14 protein-coding genes are annotated in these 13,488 nt (G+C 68.9%); 9 read left to right on the plus strand and 5 right to left on the minus strand.

Going from position 1 to position 13,488, the window contains the following annotated elements; translation table 11 throughout:
- The 4 genes from G3N64_RS01605 to G3N64_RS01620 form a co-directional block, all read left to right on the plus strand.
- A partial coding sequence (locus tag G3N64_RS01605) for an ABC transporter permease subunit (RefSeq protein WP_205782030.1) occupies positions 1–611 on the plus strand: 611 nt, incomplete at its 5' end.
- A gap of 37 nt (positions 612–648) precedes the next feature.
- Entirely contained in the window at positions 649–1,494 is an 846-nt protein-coding gene (locus G3N64_RS01610) for an ABC transporter ATP-binding protein (RefSeq protein ID WP_241020719.1), read from the plus strand.
- 148 nt (positions 1,495–1,642) lie between these two features.
- Entirely contained in the window at positions 1,643–2,596 is a 954-nt protein-coding gene (locus tag G3N64_RS01615) for a TauD/TfdA family dioxygenase (RefSeq protein WP_205782032.1), read from the plus strand.
- A gap of 163 nt (positions 2,597–2,759) precedes the next feature.
- Entirely contained in the window at positions 2,760–3,707 is a 948-nt protein-coding gene (locus tag G3N64_RS01620) for a TauD/TfdA family dioxygenase (protein WP_205782033.1), read from the plus strand.
- Between the two features lie 104 nt (positions 3,708–3,811).
- Here the strand turns inward: G3N64_RS01620 and G3N64_RS01625 are convergent, their stop codons facing one another.
- The gene (locus tag G3N64_RS01625; protein WP_205782034.1) at positions 3,812–5,473 is read right to left on the minus strand and encodes an ABC transporter substrate-binding protein; all 1,662 of its coding nucleotides are present in this window, start codon (positions 5,471–5,473) and stop codon (positions 3,812–3,814) included.
- A gap of 289 nt (positions 5,474–5,762) precedes the next feature.
- Between G3N64_RS01625 and G3N64_RS01630 the strand changes: the two genes are divergently transcribed.
- Together G3N64_RS01630 and G3N64_RS01635 are read left to right on the plus strand one after the other, a co-directional pair.
- Positions 5,763–6,170 carry a DUF427 domain-containing protein gene (locus tag G3N64_RS01630; protein ID WP_205782035.1) on the plus strand — a complete coding sequence of 136 codons (408 nt, stop codon included), beginning with the start codon at positions 5,763–5,765 and terminating at the stop codon, positions 6,168–6,170.
- Between the two features lie 337 nt (positions 6,171–6,507).
- Positions 6,508–7,500 carry a sulfonate ABC transporter substrate-binding protein gene (locus tag G3N64_RS01635; protein WP_205782036.1) on the plus strand — a complete coding sequence of 331 codons (993 nt, stop codon included), beginning with the start codon at positions 6,508–6,510 and terminating at the stop codon, positions 7,498–7,500.
- 39 nt (positions 7,501–7,539) lie between these two features.
- Here G3N64_RS01635 and G3N64_RS01640 read toward each other — a convergent pair whose 3' ends face one another.
- Positions 7,540–8,124, minus strand: a complete 585-nt coding sequence (locus tag G3N64_RS01640) for a putative glycolipid-binding domain-containing protein (RefSeq protein ID WP_205782037.1) — start codon at positions 8,122–8,124, stop codon at positions 7,540–7,542.
- 174 nt (positions 8,125–8,298) lie between these two features.
- Between G3N64_RS01640 and G3N64_RS01645 the strand changes: the two genes are divergently transcribed.
- Positions 8,299–9,207: a LysR family transcriptional regulator gene (locus G3N64_RS01645; protein ID WP_205782038.1), complete on the plus strand. Its 909-nt coding sequence runs from the start codon at positions 8,299–8,301 to the stop codon at positions 9,205–9,207.
- Between the two features lie 144 nt (positions 9,208–9,351).
- On the plus strand, positions 9,352–9,891 hold the full coding sequence (locus G3N64_RS01650; RefSeq protein WP_205782039.1) for a hypothetical protein: 540 nt from the start codon (positions 9,352–9,354) through the stop codon (positions 9,889–9,891).
- 61 nt (positions 9,892–9,952) lie between these two features.
- Here G3N64_RS01650 and G3N64_RS01655 read toward each other — a convergent pair whose 3' ends face one another.
- The 3 genes from G3N64_RS01655 to G3N64_RS01665 all read right to left on the minus strand — a co-directional run bounded on the left by G3N64_RS01655 (position 9,953) and on the right by G3N64_RS01665 (position 12,376).
- Complete coding sequence (locus G3N64_RS01655; protein ID WP_205782040.1) at positions 9,953–11,110, minus strand: iron-containing alcohol dehydrogenase; 1,158 nt, start codon at positions 11,108–11,110, stop codon at positions 9,953–9,955.
- Entirely contained in the window at positions 11,107–11,442 is a 336-nt protein-coding gene (locus tag G3N64_RS01660; protein ID WP_205782041.1) for a putative quinol monooxygenase, read from the minus strand. The genes G3N64_RS01655 and G3N64_RS01660 overlap by 4 nt, the downstream gene beginning before the upstream one ends.
- Positions 11,443–11,659: 217 nt before the next feature.
- Complete coding sequence (locus tag G3N64_RS01665; RefSeq protein WP_205782042.1) at positions 11,660–12,376, minus strand: SDR family oxidoreductase; 717 nt, start codon at positions 12,374–12,376, stop codon at positions 11,660–11,662.
- A 132-nt stretch (positions 12,377–12,508) separates the two neighbouring features.
- Between G3N64_RS01665 and G3N64_RS01670 the strand changes: the two genes are divergently transcribed.
- Positions 12,509–13,486: a LysR family transcriptional regulator gene (locus tag G3N64_RS01670; protein WP_205782043.1), complete on the plus strand. Its 978-nt coding sequence runs from the start codon at positions 12,509–12,511 to the stop codon at positions 13,484–13,486.
- Positions 13,487–13,488 lie beyond the last annotated feature (2 nt).

A 13,488-nucleotide genomic window follows, 5' to 3' on the forward strand; every position in this document is an offset into this window, starting at 1 on the left:
CGCTCGCTCGCGCGCTGTCCGCGTCGCTCGCGCGCGAAGCCTGCGGGTTCGCGCTGGGCGCGACGGGCGGGCTGCTGCTCGGCGCCGCGCTCGGGCTGTCGCGCATCGCGGCGCGGATGGTCGGCCCGAGCTTCGACACGTTCAAGCAGATCTCGCTGTTCGCGTGGATTCCGCTGATTTCCGTATGGTTCGGCCTCGGCGATGTCGCGAAGGTCGTATTCCTGTCGCTCGCCGCGCTGCTGCCCGTCGCCGCACACACCTGCGACGGCATTCACGCGGTGCCGCGCGCGTATGTCGACGTCGCCCGCGCGCTGCGCTATTCGCGGCTCCAGCTCGTCCGCTACGTGATCCTGCCGGCCGCACTGCCGTCGATCTTCACCGGGCTGTATCTCGGCCTGATCTATTCGTGGCTCGCGACGCTCGGCGCCGAATACCTGCTGGTCGCCGGCAGCGGGATCGGCAACACGCTGATCGACGGCAGCGAGCAGTTCCGGATGGATCTCGTGCTGTTCGGGATCATCGTCGTCGGCGTGACCGGCTGGGCCCTGAACGCGATCGCGCGTGCGATCGAGCGCAAGGTGCTGGCCCGGCGCGGCGACCTGCCGCGCTGATCGCCCTTTCCTTCTCCGCCCCCTTCTTCGCACCGCCATGACGACCCTCGCCTCCGATTCGCTCGACATCCTCCACGTGAGCAAGCACTACGCACAACGCGGCGCCGCGCTCGCCGTGCTCGACGATGTGTCGCTGCACGTGCGCGCCGGCGAATTCGTGACGATCGTCGGCGCGAGCGGTTGCGGCAAGTCGACACTGCTGCGGCTGATCGCCGGGCTCGACACCGACTACACGGGCGAGATCCGTGCCGGCGCAGAACGCGTGCGCGACACGTCGCTGCAGCGCGGGATCGTGTTCCAGGATCACCGGCTGTTCCCGTGGCTGACCGTCGCGCAGAACATCGAGGCCGCGCTGCGCAACGCGCCGCTCGACGTGGCCGCGAAGCGGCGCGCGGTCGCGGATCACATCGCGCTCGTCGGGCTGAACAGCTTCGAGCACGCATATCCGAACCAGCTGTCGGGCGGGATGGCGCAGCGCGTCGCGATCGCGCGCGGCCTCGTGAATCGCCCGCGCGTGCTGCTGCTCGACGAGCCGTTCGGCGCGCTCGACGCGCAGACGCGCGCACGGATGCAGAACGAACTGCTGCGCATCTGGGAACAGGAACGCATCACGATGATCCTCGTCACGCACGACGTCGACGAAGCCGTGTATCTCGGCGACCGCGTCGTGACGATGGCGCCGCGCCCGGGCCGCATCGAACGCATCGTCGATGTTGCGTTGCCGCGCCCGCGCCGGCGCGATTCGCCGGCATTCGCGCGGTTGCGCGACACCGTGCTCGCCGATTTCGACGACAGCGACCCGCCGGGCGGCGATCGCCCGGGCGGCAAGCCTATCGACACGCCGCGCCCGCACCGGATCGGTGAATGGCGGCTTGCGTGGTAGCACGCACGACGTGCCGGCTTGCTCAGCACGACGACGCATATCGATCGTCGCTGCGCACACGCTAAGGTTGTGACGATTCATCGGTTCCGAATGCGCACGGTCCCTGCTTGAATGGAGACTCGACCGACCCGACTCCAGGAGATTCCCGATGTCCGAAGTCCAGCACGCCGCTCACCCGTCTTCGCATGCTTCGCACGCCGCGCCGCGCACGGCCGCCGCCCCGCTCCAGCTTCGCCAGGTCGCCGGCCGGATCGGCGCCGAGATCGCCGGCGTGCGGCTGTCGGGCACGCTCGACGACGCGACGTTCGACGCGATCCAGGCCGCGCTGCTGCGCCACAAGGTGCTGTTCTTCCGTGGCCAGCAGCATCTCGACGACACCGCGCAGGAGGCGTTCGCACGCCGCTTCGGCGATACCGTCGCGCATCCTACCGTGCCGTCCGTCGACGGCAGCGCGCACCTGCTCGAACTCGATTCCGCGCACGGCGCCCGCGCCAATTCGTGGCACACCGACGTGACCTTCGTCGACGCGTACCCGAAGATCTCGATCCTGCGCGCGGTCCTGATTCCGCCGTTCGGCGGCGATACCGTGTGGGCCAACACGGCCGCCGCGTACGCGAACCTGCCCGACCCGCTGCGCGCGCTCGCCGACACGCTGTGGGCGCTGCATACCAACGCGTACGACTACGCGTCGACGCACGTGCATGCCGACGATACGCAACTGAAGCGCTACCGCGAAGTATTCACGTCGACCGTCTACGAAACCGAGCACCCGGTCGTGCGCGTCCATCCGGAAACCGGCGAACGCACGCTCGTGCTCGGGCATTTCGTGCAGCGGCTCAAGGGGCTGTCGGCGCAGGATTCCGCACACTTGCTGCAGGTGTTCCACGAACACGTGACGCGGCTCGAGAACACCGTGCGCTGGAACTGGCAGGAAGGCGACGTCGCGATCTGGGACAACCGCGCGACGCAGCACTACGCGATCAACGACTACGGCGATGCGCGCCGTGTCGTGCGCCGCGCGACCGTGCACGGCGACGTGCCGGTCGGCATCGACGGCCGCCAGAGCGTCGTGCTGAAGGGGCCGGGCGCGACGCTGCAATAACGCAATAGCGCCCGCGTCCCGCGGCGGCGCGCCGTGCGCGCCGCCGTGCCTGCCCCGCGTTTCCACACCGGACACCGACCATGCACTTCCCGCCACCGGACCGACACATGCACGCGCAACGATGTCGGCCCTCCGCCCCGTTCACTTCCGCCAGGAGCGTCGCATGAGCGCCCTACTCGAACCCGCCGCCCAGCCGGTCGACGTGATCCCGCTGTCCGCCCATATCGGCGCGGAAATACGCGGCGTCGATCTCACGCAACCGTTGACCACGCCGCAGATCTCGGCGATCCGTGCCGCGCTGCTGAAATGGCGCGTCATCTTCTTCCGCGAGCAATTCCTCACGCACGAGCAGCACGTCGCGTTCTCCGCGCAGTTCGGCGAGCCGACGGTCGGCCACCCGGTGTTCGGGCACGTCGACGGGCATCCGGCCGTCTATTCGATCGCGAAGCATCGCAAGGCGACGCGCTTCGAAGGCGAACCGGTGCGCCGCCCGTGGACCGGCTGGCACACCGACGTGACGGCCGCCGTGAACCCGCCGTGGGCGTCGATCCTGCGCGGCGTGACGATCCCGCCGTACGGCGGCGACACGCACTGGACGAACCTCGTGCGGGCGTACGAAACGCTGTCCGCGCCCTTGCGCGGCTTCGTCGACAGCCTGCGCGGCATTCATCGCTTCACGCCGCCGGCCGGCGCGCGCGCGACCGGCGCGTTCGACGAGGCGGTCGAACGCCGCCCGCTCGTGACCGAGCATCCGCTCGTGCGCGTGCATCCGGAGACCGGCGAACGCGCGCTGTACGTGAGCCCGAGCTTCCTGAAATCGATCGTCGGGCTGACGCCGCGCGAGAGCCAGTCACTGCTCGAGCTGCTGTGGGAACACGTGACGCGGCCGGAATTCACCATCCGCTTCAAGTGGGAACCGCGCAGCATCGCGTTCTGGGACAACCGCGCGACCGCCCACCTCGCGCCCGTCGACATCTTCGATCTCGACTTCGACCGCCAGCTCTATCGCACGACGCTCACTGGCGACGTGCCGGTCGGCCCCGACGGCCGGCCGTCGGTCGCACTCGAAGGCTCGCCGGTCGAAGCCGCGGCGGCGGTCGCGCTCAACTGAACTGAACTGAACTGACGGCGGCCGGCGCGCACTGCATCGCGCCGGCCGCTCCTGTCACACCACGCGGACGAAAGCGCAGGCCGCACGTCCGCGCAGCCCTCCCGTCAATCCAGCCAGACCCCGTCGAAGCGGTGCCCGCCGAGCGGCGAGAATGTCAGCCCGTGCACGCGTTTGGACACCGGCAGCGACACGATCGACGTCGCGATCGGCGTGAACGGCACCTGGTCCTTGAACACGACCTGCGCCTGTTCGTACAAGGCCGTGCGCTTCGCGACGTCCGAATTTGAACGTGCCGCGTCCACCAGCTTCTCGAAATCCTGATTGCACCACTTCGCCAGATTGCTGCCGTGCACCGCGTCGCAACCGAGCAGCGTGCCGAGCCAGTTGTCGGGATCGCCGTTGTCGCCCGACCAGCCGTACAGGATCGCGTCGTGCTGCCCGTCGTGCTTCGCGCGGCGGTTGTATTCGCCCCATTCGTAGCTGACGATCTTCGCGCGCACGCCGATCTTCGCCCAGTCCTGCTGGATCAGCTGCGCCATCAACTGCGCATTCGGGTTGTACGGGCGCTGCACGGGCATCGCCCAAAGCGTCAGGTCGAAGCCGTTCGGGAAGCCTGCCTGCGCAAGCAGCGCCTTCGCGGCCGCCGGATCGCGCGGCGCATCCTTCAGGCGCGGGTTGTACGACCATTGCGTGGGCGGCATCGGGTTCGTCGCGATCTTCGCGTCGCCGTTGAACACGGCCTTCACGATCGCCGACTTGTCGATCGCGATGTCGAGCGCACGCCGCACGTCGACGCGATCGAGCGGCGCATGCTGCGTGTTGTACGCGACGAAGCCGACGTTGAAGCCCATCCCCGAGAACAACGTCAGCTTCGGGTCGCGCCGCACCGTGTCGAGATCGGCCGGCCGCGGGAACACCGATACCTGGCATTCGCCGGCCACCAGCTTCTGCAGGCGCGCGGCCGGATCGGGCGTGATCGCGAACACGAGGCGCGAGAGCTTCACGTCGTCCGGCTTCCAGTAGTCGGGATTCGCGTCGTAGCGGATCAGCGCGTCCTTCTGGTACGTGCGCAGCAGGAACGGCCCGGTGCCGACCGGGAACTGGTTGATGTCGGCCTCGCGATGGCGCGCCGCGAGCTGCGACGCATACTCGGCCGACAGGATCGACGCGAACGCCATCGCGAGATTGCGCACGAATACGACGTCGGGCGTCTTCAACACGAAGCGCACCGTGTAGTCGTCGACCTTGTCGATACGCTCGACGTTGCGGTCGAAACCGAGGTCGCTGAAATACGGGAAGCTGACCGGGTAGGCCTTGCGGAACGGATCGTCGGGGTCGAGCATCCGGCGGAACGTGAAGACGACGTCGTCGGCCTGGAACGGCCGCGTCGGCGTGAACCAGGCGGTCGTCTGGAATTTCACGCCGCGCCGCAGGTGGAACGTGATCGTGCGCTGGTCCGGCGACACGTCCCAGCTCGTCGCGAGCGACGGTTCGAGATCGAGCGTGCCGCGCTTGAACTGCACGAGCCCGTTGTAGACCGTGTACGTGCTCGCGTCGAAATCGGTGCTCGTCGTGTGCTGGCCCGGATCGAAGCCGGCCGGGCTGCCTTCGGTGCAATACACGAGCGTCTTGCCGGCCGGCGCGGCGAGCGCCTGCGTGGCCGCGCCGGCGAGCAGCAGCGACGCCGCGATGCCGCGCAGGGCAGCAACGGCATGAGGTACGCCACGCGTACGACGCGCGGCGGGCGAAACGAAAGCGTTCTTCATGGTGACGGAGATCGGGGATGGCTGTCATGCGACTGACGACGGCCGATCTTCGCGCGTCGCTCGCCGATCGCTTACCAATTAATTTCGCGTTGCTTATCGTCGTGGATGCATCTCGCTGCCCGTGCATGAAAACGTCCACGTGAGCGCCGGGCGCCCTTCTCGCGCCGCCGTCTTCCGGCCCCCTGCAGACTCGCCCGAAATGGCGCATCGTATCGGCTGGCCAACGCCGGCACGGGCGCGCCGGGACCCGCCCGGCGCCACCGCGCCGCCGACTCCAGGAGGACACACGATGCCCGTCAGCTCCGAAACGTCTGCTCGCCCGGTGAAGACGCCGGGCCCCGATCACCCGATCACGGTCGAACTGCACCCGCGGCGCGTCGTGGTCAAGGCGGCCGGCAGGGTCGTCGCGGATACGCGCCGCGCGCTGGCGCTGCGTGAAGCCGCCTACCCGGCGGTGCTCTACATCCCGCGCGAGGATGCCGACCTGACACTGCTGCAACGCACCAATCACGCAACATACTGTCCGTACAAGGGCGACGCCGCCTATTACTCGATTCCGGCCGGCGGCGAGCGCGCGGTCAATGCCGTCTGGACCTACGAGGCGCCGTATCCGGCCGTCGATGCGATCCGCGGGCATCTCGCGTTCTATCCGGATCGCGTCGATTCGATCGAGGAAAGCCCGGCCGGCTCCGATTGAGCGTGGCGGCGGCCGTTCATCGAATGCCGGGCGGCCGCGCGTGCGAGGCCGCGATTTCGCCCGCTCAGTCCCTTCAGTCCGCTCAGTCCGCCGTGCCGGCTCGTTCCGGCGCGTTCCGGCCGGTTGCGGTGCGCGTCACCCGCCCGAACGACGCCACCAAGCCCCCCGCTGATTTGCATATGCGGATTCGTTGGTTGGCGGCCGGCCCGCACGGCCGTATCGTCCTGACTCCGGCGCGGGCCGGCCCGTGGCGCGCATCGCCCGCATCGGGCCCCGCCTTGCGCCGACCGCGCCGCCTTTCGCGCGCGGCCCGTGAACCCGCACGCAGGACGCCTCGATGAACGACACACCGCACGCAGACGTTGAACCGACACCGGCGAACCCGCATCGCCGCCAGTGGCTGCAAGGCGCGGCCGCCGGGCTGGCCGGGCTCGCGCTCGGCCCGCTCGCGGGCCTGCCCGCGCACGCGCAGGACAGCGGCACGCGGTTGCGCATCGGCTTCCAGAAATACGGCAACTTCGTCGTGCTCAAGGCGCGCGGCACGCTGGAGAAGCGGCTCGCGAGCCAGGGCGTCACCGTGCAATGGCTCGAATTTCCAGCCGGCCCGCAGCTGCTCGAGGGCCTGAACGCCGGCGCGATCGACGTCGGCACGGTCGGCGAGACGCCACCGATCTTCGCGCAGGCGGGCGGCGTCGATTTCGTCTACATCGGCAACGAGCCGCCCGCGCCGCAGGGCGAGGCGATCGTCGTGCTGCCCGATTCGCCGATCCGCAACGTCGCGCAGCTGCGCGGCAAGAAAGTCGCGTTCAACAAGGGTTCGAACGTCCACTTCCTGCTCGTGAAAGCGCTCGAACATGCGGGCCTCACGTATGCCGACATCCAGCCGATCTACCTGACGCCCGCCGACGCGCGCGCCGCGTTCGTGCAGCGCAGCGTCGATGCGTGGGTGATCTGGGATCCGTATCTGGCCGCCGCCGAGCGGCAGATCGGCGCGCGCGTGATCGCGAACGGCGAAGGGCTCGTGCGCAATACGCAGTACTACCTCGCCGCGCGCAAATATGCGGCCGCTCACCCGCAGGTGCTGCGCGCGCTGCTCGACGAAGTCGACGCGGTCGACCGCTGGGCGCGCGACCATGTGCCGGAAGTCGCCACGCAGCTGTCGCCGCTCGTCGGCCTCGACGCGCCGACGCTCGAAGTCGCGCTCAAGCGTGCCGGCTACGGCGTGCAGCCGATCAGCGACACGACGCTCGCGTATCAGCAGAACATCGCCGACACGTTCAGCACGCTGAAGCTGATTCCGGGCAAATTGTCGGTAGCCAGCGCGCGCTGACGCACTGTTGCCGCCGACGCGCGGCGCGGGACGCGTGAATCACCGTACGGGTGCCGCGCCGATGCGCCGCCATTCGTCGTAGTCGGTGACGAGGCCCGCTTCGTCGGTCGCGATATCGGCCGCATACGTGCCGCTTTCGTAGCGGTACATGTGTTCCGCCTTGCGCGTATACCGCTGCTCGCCGCGCACGAACTCGAAATCCGGAAAGCGCAGCCACGCGGTATGGATCACGGCCGCTTCGCCGACGGCCAGGCCAAGCCGGCGGATCGGCAGCGTATTCGTCGACGGGCTGAAACCGAGATCGATATCGGTTGCGCCCGCGAGCGCCGGTACGGCGACGCCATCGATCGTCCATCGTCCCGCGTCGCACGCGATATCCCACTGACGCGGCGGCTGCGTGCCGCCCCATTGCATGATGCGTGCCGAGCGCGTGAGCCAGTCGGCGCCGCATGCGATCGCGTAATCGATGCGAAACGGCGAGCCGTCGATCGCACCCGACACCGAACCCGACAGATCGATTCCCGTTCTCGACTCGACGAGCCGGCACCATTCGGCCGCCTGCCATGTCTGCACGATCTGCCATGCGACGCAGCGCGTGCGCACTGCTTCATCCTGTTGCGTCATGTCGTCGTCTCCAGTCGATCGCACGGAAGCGAATTGTCACCCATCGCATCGGCGAACACACGCGGCTTCGGCATCCGATGGTCATTATTGGTTCATCGCGCACCTTCGGGTTGGGTTGCTTTGATACCATCCGTCGATCGGCATCAACCGGAACCGGACAAGGGGCGCGACTTCATGGATTTGCTGGCGACGATGCGCATCTACGTCAGGGTCGTCGAGCGCGGCACGATGTCCGGCGCGGCGCGGGATCTCGACATGGGCCAGCCGGCCGTCAGCGAGCGCATCGAGCGACTCGAGAAGCATCTCGGCACACGGCTCCTGTTGCGCAGTGCGCGCACCCTCACCTGCACGGAAGAAGGCCGGATCTTCTACGAACGCAGCAAGGCGCTGCTCGAAGCGGCCGACGATGCGGTCGCATCGGTCTCGAAGACGGAGAACGCGCTCGACGGCACGATCCGGCTCGCGGCGCCGCAGTGCTTCGGCGAGATCGTGCTGCCGGGCGTGCTGATGCATGTCCGCACCGCGTATCCGAACTTGCACGTCGATCTGGTCTTGAACGACGACATCGTCGATCCGGTCACGGAAGGCGTCGATATCTCGATCCGCGTCGGACAGCTCGGCGACGGCGGGTTCGTCGCGCATCCGGTCGGCACGGTCGGCCGCCGGCTCGTCGCCGCGCCGTCGTATCTCGAGCGGCACGCCCCGATCGACACGGCGGCCGATCTTGCGAACCATCCGTTCATCCGCGTGAAAGGCGTCTTCGCCAGCGAACGGCTGCCGCTGCAGCGCGACGGCGACCCGCTCGAATACGCGCGCATCCGCACGATCATGACCACGAGCCACTGGCGCCCGATGTTCGACACGATCGTGGCCGGCGGCGGCATCGGCGTGGTCCAGCACCCGGCCTGCGCCGATGCGCTCGCGGCCGGCACGCTCGTCGAACTCCTGCCGCGGTACGTGATTCCCGACTTCGCGCTCCATGTGCTCGTGCACGCGCAGCGGCCGCTGCCGCCGCGCGTGCGGGCCGTCGTCGAGCTGCTGAAACAGGACATCCCGCCGCTGCTGGCCCACCCTGCCCGATAACGGCGGCAACCGGCACCGACGCGTCACGCGCGTAACCCGGCCGGGGCGGCGTGGCCCGTGCGGCAAACGGCCTGCGCATCGTGAATGAGCCGATGCGGCCGCTCCTCGCCGGCCTCGCGGCCGGCGTGTATCATCGCCGCCATCATGCCCATCCGTCCGCTCCGTCCGCTGCTCGCCGCCGCCGCCCTCTCCGTCTCCGTCTCCGTTGCGTCACAAGCGCAACAGGTCGGCGTCGTCGCGTTCGGCGTCTACTACACGCCGAACACGCATCTGGCGGCAGGCACGTCGCTGCAGATCCTGCCCGACGACGACAAGGGCATCGCGCACTGCTGCGCCACGATCACCGGGCCTGCGAGCAAGCCGGCCAATCAGATCGTCGACAACCTGCACGACGACCGGCACGAGGGCCGGACGATCGCCGCGTATGCACTCTCGATGCCGAAGTCCGTGCCGGCGGACACGAGCGGCTTCGGCGTCGTCGGCGCGGCTCGCTTCGTGCGGCAGGGTGCCCGCCCGGAAGCCGTACTCGACGGCGGCCTGCCCCTCGCGTTCTCGACCTGCACATCGACGGAAGGCACGCATTATCTCGGGCGCAAGGTCGGCAACGGCAAGTTGCTCGTGCATCTCTATCAATACTTCGACGGCGACCTCGAGCCGACCTGCAAGGATCGCGACCTGAAGTAACGCGGTGCGGCATGCAAACGACAGCGCGCCGCCGCCTGCCTGCCGTCGAAGCGCCGCCGCGTCACCACGCCTGCCGGTAGATCGCCAGCGCGTCGGCCTCCGTCACCTCGCGCGGATTGTTCACGAGCAGGCGCGTCTGCAGCATCGCGTCCGACGCCATCCTCGGCAGGTCGCCCTCCCCGATACCGACCTCGCGCAGCGTGCGCGGGATCCCCGTCGCGACGATCAGCCGGTCGATCTCGGCAATCAGCGCGTGCGTGCGCGCTTCGTCGCTGCCCGTCGCCGACGGCGCGACGATCGCCGCGAGTTCCGCATACAGCGGTGCGGCAGCCGGCGCGTTGAAACGCAGCACGTGCGGCAGCACGAGCGCATTCGACAGCCCGTGCGGTACATGGAAGATCCCGCCGACCGGATAGGCGAGCGCATGCACGGCCGCGACCGGCGCATTCGCGAACGCCTGCCCTGCGAACATCGCGCCAACCAGCATTGCCTCGCGCGCATCGCGGTTTTGGCCGTCGTCGCATGCCGCGAGCAGGTTGCGCGACAGCAGCGTCAGCGCGTGCACGGCCAGCATGTCGGACACCGGGTTCTTCAGCCGCGCGGACGTGTAGGCCTCGATCGCATGCACCATCGCGTCGATGCCCGTCGCGGCCGTCGCCGCGCGCGGCAGGCCGAGCGTCAGTTCGGCATCGAGGATCGCGACATCCGCGAACAGGTGTGGCGACACGACCCCCATCTTGCGCGCTTCGCCGACCGTGACGATCGACACGGCCGTCACTTCGGAACCCGTGCCGGCCGTCGTCGGCATCTGCACGAGCGGCAGCCGCGCGCTCGTGACCTTGTCGACGCCGTACATGTCGGCCAGCGCCTGCTGCCCCGGCGCGAGCACCGCGATCAGCTTCGCGACGTCCATCGACGATCCGCCGCCCAGGCCGAGCACGATCTCGGCATCGGCCGCGACGGCCCGGTCGGTCGCTTCCAGCACCACGTGCTCGGGCGGATCGGCGATCACGTCGTCGATCACGGTGACCTGCCAGCCGTGCGCGGCGAGGCTCTCCAGCGCAGGCGCGAGCACGCCGCTGCGATGCAGGAACGCGTCGGTGACGACGCACAGCCGCACGAGCGCCGGAAAGCGTTCGCGCAACAACGCGCCGAGCCGGCGCGCGGCGCCGCATTCGACGACCTGCGTCGGAACGGTACGGAATTGAAACGGGTTCATCGGGTGCCTCCCGGTGGCGTCGCCGTGCCGGTGTCCGGCTGCACCATGTAGCGCGACACGTCGCGGCGATCGAGCAACGGAATGATCGCGCCGATCCCGATCCGCTGGAAATGCGGCGTTTCCCGATGCACGTCGAGGCCGTCCTCTTCGCTGTAGCGTTCGAGGATCACGATGTGGTCCGGGTCCTCCGGCGACCGGAAATACGCGTAGTCGATATTCTTCGGCTCGGCGCGCGTCGCGGGCGCAAGCTCGGCGAGCAATTCGATCACGCGATCGCCGTTGCCGGGTTTTGCGTAGAAATGCGCGATGACCTGCAGGTAGGGTTCGTTCATGTTGCGCTCCGTGTTCGACTGGCGGCAGTCGTGACGGGGACGCACGCAATGCGCGGCGAACCGGAGGGATTCGAACGCGACGGCGCAACGCCGTGTCACTGGCCGATCGTCGCATTGTATTGAATCGGCGCGGCCTTCGCAGTGCTGCCACCGCGCCACGTTCACGGCACGGCGGAACGCAATTGGCCGCTACCTGTGCGGTGCGCCGACGCGCCCACTACCACGGCACCGTCCGCCCCAGATAGTCGAGATATTCGAGCCCCGGGCGCCCACGCTTTGCGATCAGCACATCGACGAGACTCGGTACGCTTTCCTCGATCGTCAGGCGCGCATCGGGCCCGCCCAGTTCCGTGCGGACCCAGCCGGGCGCCATCAGCGCCATCGCGCGCCGCGTCTCGGCCTGGCGTGCCGCGAAGCTGCGCATGAACTGGTTCAGCGCGGCCTTGCTGCCGCGATAGACCTCGCGCATGCCGCTGACGTTGTTCGCCACGCTGCCCTGCCCCGACGACATCGCGCCGATCAGCCCGTCCGCAGGCACGAGATCCTGCAGCGTCTCGATCACGCGCATCGGCGCCAGCGCATTCGTGATCATCACGCGCACGAATTCATCGGTCGTCACTTCGCCGATCGTTTCGGTTGGCTCGTTCGTCGTTCCCGCATTCACGAACAGCATGTCGAAGCGCCGGCCCGACAGCCGCTCGCGCAGCGCGGCCAGTTGCGCCGGCTCGCAGATATCGAGCGTCTCGATGTCGAGCCGGCCGTCGAAGCGGTCGGCGAGGTCGTGCAGTTTCGTGCGCCCCGATCCAGCGCGCACGGTGCCCGTTACGTGCCAGCCTTTTTCCAGGAACGCCTCCGCCATCGCGAGCCCGAGGCCGCGCGAGGCCGCGACGAGCAGGATCGCGGGCCGGTTTGGGTTCGATACGGTCGATTGCATGGTTTCCGCCTTTGCCGGTTTCGTCATGCGCCCACTATAGGCGGGCATCGAAACAGGCACCAGACGCACTGGATTCAATCGATAGTTGCATCGAACGCCATGTCAAACCGCGCGAAAGCGTATCCTGTCGCCATGGAAGACATCGACCTGAACCTCGTCACCGCGCTCGACGTGCTGCTGTCGGAAGGCAGCGTGACCGGCGCCGCGCGCCGGCTTGGCCTGAGCACGTCCGCGATGAGCCGCACGCTCACGCGGCTGCGGATATCCACCGGCGATCGGTTGCTCGTGCGCGCCGGGCGCGCGCTCGTGCCGACGCCGCACGCAGCCGCGTTGCGCGACCGCGTGCACGCGGTCGCGAGCGATGCGCGCGCGGTGCTGCGGCCGGCGACGGCCGACGTGGACATGGCGACGCACGCGGCCACGTTCACCCTCCGCGCGGCCGCATCGTTCATGGAAATGCTGTCCGGCCCGGTGGTCGCCGCACTCGGCGAAGTCGCGCCGCAGGTGCGCATCCGCTTCGTCCCGAAGCCCGACCGCGATCCGCAAGCGCTGCGCGACGGCACCGTCGACCTGGAAATCGGCAAACGCGGCGGCGACGCCCCCGAACTGCACACGCGCATGCTGTTTCACGACTGGCACGTCGCGGTGGCACGCGCCGGGCATCCGCTGTTCGCATCGGGCAGGATCACGCCCGCGCGCTATGCGGCCTGCCGTCACGTGATCGCGTCGCAGCTCGGCGATTTCGGCGGGCCGGCCGACCACTCGACCGACACGGCCGGTTCAGGCCACACCGTGCACGTCGTCGTCCCGGGCTACCCCGATGCGATGCGGGTCGCGGCCAGCACCGACCTGATCGCGCTCGTGCCGCGCTCGAGCCTCGGCAACGCGTTCTCGCCGGGGCTCACGGAGGCGCTCGGGCTGCGCAGCTTCGAGATCCCGGTGCGCCTGCCCGGGATTCTCGTGTCCGCGCTATGGCATCCGCGCATGCACGGCGATCCGGTCCACCGTTGCCTGCGCGATGCGGTCATCGCCGTCTGCCAGCGCGCGTATCCGGATGCCCACGCGCCGCGCCCGCCGGCGCGCCGCACCGGCACACGCGCGACAGGCTGACG

Origin of the sequence: Burkholderia sp. Ac-20344 (assembly GCF_017104975.1) — a bacterium.
GTDB lineage: Bacteria > Pseudomonadota > Gammaproteobacteria > Burkholderiales > Burkholderiaceae > Burkholderia.

Coding starts and splice junctions, on each gene's coding strand:
- G3N64_RS01620 (WP_205782033.1), top strand. CDS start 2,760: ATGAGCGCCCTACTCGAACCCGCCGCCCAGCCGGTCGACGTGATCCCG.
- G3N64_RS01625 (WP_205782034.1), bottom strand. CDS start 5,473: ATGAAGAACGCTTTCGTTTCGCCCGCCGCGCGTCGTACGCGTGGCGTA.
- G3N64_RS01655 (WP_205782040.1), bottom strand. CDS start 11,110: ATGAACCCGTTTCAATTCCGTACCGTTCCGACGCAGGTCGTCGAATGC.
- G3N64_RS01670 (WP_205782043.1), top strand. CDS start 12,509: ATGGAAGACATCGACCTGAACCTCGTCACCGCGCTCGACGTGCTGCTG.
- G3N64_RS01615 (WP_205782032.1), top strand. CDS start 1,643: ATGTCCGAAGTCCAGCACGCCGCTCACCCGTCTTCGCATGCTTCGCAC.
- G3N64_RS01610 (WP_241020719.1), top strand. CDS start 649: ATGACGACCCTCGCCTCCGATTCGCTCGACATCCTCCACGTGAGCAAG.
- G3N64_RS01650 (WP_205782039.1), top strand. CDS start 9,352: ATGCCCATCCGTCCGCTCCGTCCGCTGCTCGCCGCCGCCGCCCTCTCC.
- G3N64_RS01635 (WP_205782036.1), top strand. CDS start 6,508: ATGAACGACACACCGCACGCAGACGTTGAACCGACACCGGCGAACCCG.
- G3N64_RS01630 (WP_205782035.1), top strand. CDS start 5,763: ATGCCCGTCAGCTCCGAAACGTCTGCTCGCCCGGTGAAGACGCCGGGC.
- G3N64_RS01665 (WP_205782042.1), bottom strand. CDS start 12,376: ATGCAATCGACCGTATCGAACCCAAACCGGCCCGCGATCCTGCTCGTC.
- G3N64_RS01645 (WP_205782038.1), top strand. CDS start 8,299: ATGGATTTGCTGGCGACGATGCGCATCTACGTCAGGGTCGTCGAGCGC.
- G3N64_RS01660 (WP_205782041.1), bottom strand. CDS start 11,442: ATGAACGAACCCTACCTGCAGGTCATCGCGCATTTCTACGCAAAACCC.
- G3N64_RS01640 (WP_205782037.1), bottom strand. CDS start 8,124: ATGACGCAACAGGATGAAGCAGTGCGCACGCGCTGCGTCGCATGGCAG.